We start from the raw sequence: 6523 nt of genomic DNA on the forward strand, positions 1-6523 counted from the left end.
TCATTCCTCATATATCAATGTTCAATAATTTATATTTTTTAATATAAATTTATTATGATATTTCACTAAATAAAGCTTGATTAAATTTTTCAAGAAATTCTGATTTTTTCGAAAGAGGTATGTATGCTCCACATGCCATTGCATGTCCTCCTCCGCTTCCGCCGACATCCTGGGCAACCCGGCGGATTATATTTCCAAAGTGAATCCCATCGTATGAGAGGAATCGGGAACATCTAAGAGACACTTTTATGCCGTCACTGTCTTCAATTTGTGTAAATCCGATAATTGGCTTTCTCCAATTGCAGTATCCTAAAATCATTCCGGTAATCGTTCCAACAATTTCCGGCTTGATGCCTGTCCCGTCAAAATACTGCAGGTTTTCAAGTTCAATGATATTGTCTCCGCCAGCAACCTTTTCCATGGATGTTGCAAGATTGTACCTGTGTTTTCTGCTGATTTCCTCCAGTTCAACCAAAGCCCAGTCACGGTTGCCTTTTAAAACTTCCATAGCTATTTTCTCTTCATGGTTTCTTCCGCATGCGTTCATTGCAGTTGAAAATTCGGCCCCATCCCTTAAAAAGCTTGAAGGATCTTCCAAAAGAAAAGTATAGGAATCTCCAATCAGAACTTTGGGAATGTGTTCATAATATTTTGGAGGAACTTCATTGATAATCATGCGATTAAGTGCATTGTACAGTTTTCCTTTTTCGCCATCAGTCAAATCGGACAGTGTTTTTCTTTTAATTCTTCTTTGGATTTGGAATAAAATCATGAATTCGTCTTTGGAAAGGTATGGTGGCAATGTCTGTGCAGACTTGATGGAATCAAGTTCCTTGTTTAGAATCGCCCTGTCCTGTCTTGTCAGGGTGTAATCTCTTCCTTCTTCACACAATATGCCGATTTTTTCAAGGACATCCTTTTCTTCGGGAGTGACCCTTTTTATTGTTGAGTCAATTCCCAGTTCATCAAGAAGCGCTTTTGATTCGTTTTGATTATTCGTTATCGGCAGTTTGACGTCACTGAAATATGATAGTGCGATAAACAGTTCTCTGGTGTTTCTTCCGTAAATATTCAAATCGCTTTTTTTCAAGTCAAGATAACCTTCGTTTTCAGCATCGCTTTGTATGATTTTATTAAGGCCTTCAAAATGTCCGCTATGGGTGTTCTGCATATCACCAATCGCTGATAAAACACCAATCCAGCTCAAATCAGTGTATCCGAATTCCTTTGCCAGAAAATAGCACAGGCCTCCGCCGCAGACATAATAAGACCCGTCGATTCCATGATGAATAGGATTGATTTCCAGATAGGTGAATTCCTTATCGTCCTTATAGTTCAAGTCTCTTAAAGGAGGATGGTGGTCCAGAATTAGAATATTGTTCTTTTCAGTTGCTTTGGTGTCAATATGCTGGCCTGAACCCAAATCGGAAAAGATTGTAAGCTCATGATTTAAATCAATATTGTCTAAAACGTCCAGGTTGACAAAATCTATTTCATGAGGCTTGTTAAGCCTATCAAGGATGGTTGAAAGGATGGCTCCTGAACAAATGCCATCGCAGTCGATATGTGAATAGACCTTAATGTCAGTTGACTTTTCAATCAGTTCTTTTGCCTGCCTGTATTGCTCGGCCATCAACTCAGGAATTTCCATTTGAATCAGTTCCTGATTTCTTTGATTTTTAAACTAACCTCTTTGATGAGTTCCAGTTTGGTGTTTTCATACTCTACTAAAACACGGCCGGATTTTTCATACCATTTTCCGGGATATGACCTTTCCTTTTGAACTGAATAGGTAAATCCCAATCTTTTCAATGCCCTTTCGATTTCTGATAAAGTGGGATTGGAAACGGCATATTCCTTTGATATTTTTCTTCCTTCACTTAATGTCAAATCCTTATTTAAATATTGTGGCCAGATAGTAATCATTATTTAATCTCCTTTTCAAATATTTCCAGTGCATCCTTAACGACCAAATCCATATTGTAATACTTGTATTTGGCTAAACGGCCTGCAAATATAACGTTTTCCTCTTTTTCCATTTCAGCTTCATAAAGTTTAAATTTATCCAAATATTCCTGTGTAGGGTATGGATAGCATTTCTCTCCATTGAAACCAGGATATTCACGCATAATCGCAGTCTTGTCTTTAATATCCTGTCCGGTAAGCTTTTTAAACTCGGTAATTCGCGTGAAATACGGGTCATTGGGATAGTTGACTACGGCTACGTCCTGATATGAATCCTCATCCAGTATCTCATAGACAAAGTTCAGGCATCTGTAGAGCAGCTCTCCGTATTTGTAATCATAAAAGTAGTCGATAGGACCTGTGTAGATTAATTTTTTACTGTAGTTAATTTTATTGATGTATTGCTTGTAGTCTGCCTTAAGCCCGACGTGGATATTGTCTGATTCAATCATGCGTTCGCACATCTTGGTGAATCCGTCTTTAGGCATTCCCTGATAGGCATCCTCAAAGTATCTGTCATCGTGATTGAATCTGAACGGAATCCTTGATATTACTGAAGGGCTCAGATTGGCCGCTGAAGTTCCCCACTGCTTTTCAGTGTAGTTTTTGAACAGCTTGTTGTAGATGTCCCTTCCTGCATTTGCCAAAACAACGTCTTCTGATGACTTGATTTCCTTAATGTCTTCCTTATGTTCATCGATCCAGTCATGCATTGAATCCTCATCCAAATCAAGATCATAGAGTTTATTTAACGTGTCAATACAAATCGGCATAGGGACAAGTTTTCCGTCGACACAGCTCAATACCCTGTGTTCATAGTCAATCCATTCTGTAAACCTGGACAGGTAATCATAAACCTTCTTTTCCTTTGTGTGGAAAATGTGTGGTCCGTATTTTTGAATTAAAAGGCCGTCATCATAAAAATCATAAACGTTCCCGCCGATATGGTCTCTTTTCTCGATAATAAGCACTTTTTCATCTAATTCATTTGCAATTCTTTCAGCTATTGTAAGTCCGGACAGTCCGGCTCCAACGATTACATAATCAAATTTCATCTTATCACGCTTTTGAAGTATAAATTGAAGATTCTATTGCTGTTGTCATTGAAGATAAAAGCATTTTTGTTTTCATGTCACTTTTGTGAATCTTTTTAAGCCTGTTCACTTTTTCAAGCAGTAATCTGTTTTCCTCTTTGGTGAACGGTGATCCTTTCCATGTGTTCATCCAGTGAAGCAGATGAGGGTTGACGGAAATGGTCTGGACCTCTTTGGAAAATCCTTCGGTAAGCTTTCTGCAGTAAATATAGGATTCCATAAGCTCGTCAAGCAGTCTGACGTTAACCGTATTGGTGATTGACTTGTCGTCAGGCAAATCCCTTATATAATAGTCATAGCACATGAAATTGTTAAGATAAACAATTCCTTTGGCTTTTAAAAGAGTTTCTAATGTGAATGCCATGTCGTCTCCTGAAACGTATGGCTGGAAACGGATGTTATTGTCCATAATTAGTTCCCTTTTGTAGATTTTACTCCAGACAGAAGGAGCCATTTTCAAAAGGTCAGGTTCCTGTTCGATGTTGTCAATGATGATTTTATCAATCGGTCCGTCCCTTTTGTAGGTCACCTCATGGTCTTTTCCGTAAACGATTTTTTCAATCACATTGTCCCATACGAAATCGGACACGTTAAGGAAATTGGCGGTTTCAAAGGTTTCATCGGGATATGCATGCTCCAAATCATCCTCATATGGTGAATAGGACTTCTGGACATATCCTCCATATTCAAATATTCTTCGAAACCTTGCAAATGCCATGTCAGCATCGTTTTCGGTGACTGCTTTGTATAGGGTTTCACAGCAGTCTGGAGTGTATCTGTCATCAGGATCTAAAAACATGATGTAATCTCCGGTGCATGCGTCAATTCCTGTGTTACGTGGAGTATATGCCGCTCCTGAATTCTGTTCGTGGTGGATTGCTATGCAGCAGTCATATTTTTCAGCATACTCATCGATTATTTCACCGGAACCGTCTGTTGAGCAGTCATTAACCATTATGATTTCTAAATTCTCATTTCCTATAGTCTGATTTATTAAAGAGTCGATTCCTCCTCTAAGGTGGTCTCCTACATTGAAAATCGGCAGGATAATACTAATCTTGTCTTCCATTAGAATCTCTCCATACTTTGAATAATAATTCCATCATATCAGGAACCGTGTAAGTGTCAGGGTAAATATGTTCAACATAGTATTCATCCAAAACCTTTGCGGTAATTGGGCCTATTGAAACGGTTAACAGGTTATCTGACAGCAGTTGAGCCAGCTTTTCATTGTCTTTTGAAATCTTGAAGAAATTATGTACTGTCAAAGGGCTTGTAAATGTGATAGCGTCAATTTCAGAATTTTCAATTTTGCTGATTAATTCTTCAACGCTTTTTTCATCCATCGGAAAGAGTGATTTGTACGCTTCGGCCAGGATGACTTTATTGTTAAGATTTTCTAATCCTTTAGGAAGTGTATCTCTTGCAGAAGCGGTTCTTGGAATTCCAATGGTCTTGTTTTTAATGTCTAGTTTTGTGAATTCCTCAACCAGGCCTTCGGCAGTAAAGTCATCAGGCATCAAGTCAACGTTAACACCCTGCTTTTTAAGAAGTGATCCTGTTTTGTTCCCGATAACTGCAACCTTACAGTTTAAATTCTCTAAAAAATCAGGATAAAACAAGTTCAGGGAGTCGATTGTCGTTGGCGATGTAAAAACAATCCAGTCAAGTGAATCGACATTTTCAACTAGGTTTTTTAGAGAGTCAGTATTCACAGGTTTCAGGTCCAGCGTCGGTGCAAGCACTGCGCTTCCACCTAATTTCTCTACAATTTCACAAGCTTTTTTAGCTCTGTCAGCAGGTCTTGTAATTGCAACAATGGGTTTTTTCATTATATTTACCTTCAATAACTTATAATGTTATATATTTTGATTTTATATGTTTATATTATTTGTGAAAATTCTTCTGTTATTTTTTTGTAGCAATATTTAAGTATGATGTGTCAGTCAGGACAATTTTCATCAGTGGGCTCAACAAGCTTTAAATAGTGGTTGGCTAATAGGATATATTGGAGATAAACTCTTTTGAGTAATCTCTTACGAAGGGAAAAACAATTAATGTCTGGGAGAATATTGCAGGTCTTTTTCCTGCAATAAGGCATTAATTGAACTTTTTTTGCGCAATTTTGTCATTAAATAATTTTTTCAATAATCCATATTGTTGCGATTGTAAACAATTATATAGTATTTCCAACAGATAACTAATCAGGTGATATTAATGTCAAAAGTATTAGTTACATATTTCTCAGCAAGCGGTGTTACAAAAAGCATCGCCCAAAAAATAGCAGATGATAATGGCTATGACATCTTTGAAATTGTCCCTCAAGAAATTTATACTCCTGAGGATTTGGACTGGACAAACAAGGAATCACGCTCAACAATTGAAATGAACGACAGGACGTTCAGACCACCGATAGCCGAAAGCACTGATGTCAGCGAATATGACACAGTCGTTATTGGATTTCCTGTATGGTGGTATACCGCACCTACAATAATCAATACATTCATAGAAAGTGTTGACTTAAGCGGAAAAACTATTAAGGCATTCTGCACTTCGGGAGGTTCCGGAATCGATAAATGTGTTGACGATTTGGCAAATGCATATCCTGAGCTTGACTTTGCCAAAGGATTAAGGTTGACAGGACGTGAAAGTGCAGAAAAAATCAAAGAGTGGATAAGTGAGTAGTATGGCAAAAAGAGTAGTAGTAATAAGTTCTTCACCTAGAAAAGGTGGAAACTCAGACACATTATGTGATGAATTTGTAAAAGGAGCTATTGATGGTGGAAACGAAGCTAAAAAATATTTCCTTGAGGATATTGAATTTGGATCCTGCAAGGCATGCTATGCATGCAAAACTCCTGAAAGGGAATGTTTCCAGGAAGATAAGATTTCAATAATCCTTGATGACATGATGGAAGCTGACGTAATCGTCTATGCAACTCCAATATATTATTACGAGATGTGCGGAACCCTTAAAAGATTCTTTGACAGGTGTTACCCGATTTTCAATCATCTGGAAAACAAGGACTACTATATCATCACTGCTGTCGGTGCATCAAACGGCGATGCCTTGACTGGTATCAGAAGCTTCATTGGTTTTTCACAAAACCCGACTGAAAAAGCGGTTTTCACTGCTGTCGGCGATGTCCAAAATCAGAAAGATTTACGTGAAGAAGTTTATAATGCAGGTAAAAACTGCTAATACTTTTTTTACATATTTTAAAATTATTTTTCGATTAATATTTTTAATAGTTTGTTAATTCTTTTCATTTTAATTAATCGTTTTTTCATTTATTCTAGTAAACTATATAAACGTCACATATAATTTTTTATTTTTTTATTTATGAAAGATATGCTCAACATGCGCAATTTTTAATTGCAAATGTCGTATATTTCATTGCAAACTTTATATTAAAATTACATTCTATATTTTTGATAGTTTTATATTTTATTTTATTTTATTT

General features: G+C 37.0%; 7 protein-coding genes. 2 read left to right on the plus strand and 5 right to left on the minus strand.

All coding sequences use genetic code 11. The annotated features are described in order from the left end of the window. Window positions 1-52: 52 nt before the first annotated feature. Genes ACKI2W_RS08505 through ACKI2W_RS08525 form a run of 5 tightly spaced genes read right to left on the minus strand, consistent with a single transcriptional unit; the run spans window position 53 to window position 4891 of the window. Complete coding sequence (locus ACKI2W_RS08505) at window positions 53-1651, minus strand: DHHA1 domain-containing protein (RefSeq protein ID WP_407381163.1); 1599 nt, start codon at window positions 1649-1651, stop codon at window positions 53-55. Between the two features lie 5 nt (window positions 1652-1656). Further along, on the minus strand, window positions 1657-1926 hold the full coding sequence (locus tag ACKI2W_RS08510; protein ID WP_407381165.1) for a signal recognition particle subunit SRP19/SEC65 family protein: 270 nt from the start codon (window positions 1924-1926) through the stop codon (window positions 1657-1659). After that, window positions 1926-3020, minus strand: a complete 1095-nt coding sequence (glf, locus tag ACKI2W_RS08515) for a UDP-galactopyranose mutase (protein WP_407381167.1) — start codon at window positions 3018-3020, stop codon at window positions 1926-1928. Before glf ends, ACKI2W_RS08510 begins: the two co-directional genes overlap by 1 nt. Before the next feature lie 4 nt (window positions 3021-3024). Beyond that, a complete protein-coding gene (locus ACKI2W_RS08520; protein ID WP_407381169.1) occupies window positions 3025-4128 on the minus strand; it encodes a glycosyltransferase in 1104 nt (367 codons plus the stop codon). Beyond that, complete coding sequence (locus ACKI2W_RS08525; protein ID WP_407381171.1) at window positions 4112-4891, minus strand: uroporphyrinogen-III synthase; 780 nt, start codon at window positions 4889-4891, stop codon at window positions 4112-4114. The genes ACKI2W_RS08520 and ACKI2W_RS08525 overlap by 17 nt, the downstream gene beginning before the upstream one ends. Window positions 4892-5276: 385 nt before the next feature. Here ACKI2W_RS08525 and ACKI2W_RS08530 point away from each other — a divergent pair, with 385 nt between their 5' ends. Both ACKI2W_RS08530 and ACKI2W_RS08535 read left to right on the plus strand, forming a co-directional pair. Further along, window positions 5277-5744: a flavodoxin gene (locus ACKI2W_RS08530; RefSeq protein WP_407381173.1), complete on the plus strand. Its 468-nt coding sequence runs from the start codon at window positions 5277-5279 to the stop codon at window positions 5742-5744. 1 nt (window position 5745) lies between these two features. After that, entirely contained in the window at window positions 5746-6261 is a 516-nt protein-coding gene (locus ACKI2W_RS08535) for a flavodoxin family protein (protein WP_407381175.1), read from the plus strand. The last annotated feature ends 262 nt before the right edge of the window (window positions 6262-6523 follow it).

Origin of the sequence: Methanobrevibacter sp. (assembly GCF_045603845.1) — an archaeon.
Classification (GTDB): Archaea; Methanobacteriota; Methanobacteria; order Methanobacteriales; family Methanobacteriaceae; genus Methanocatella.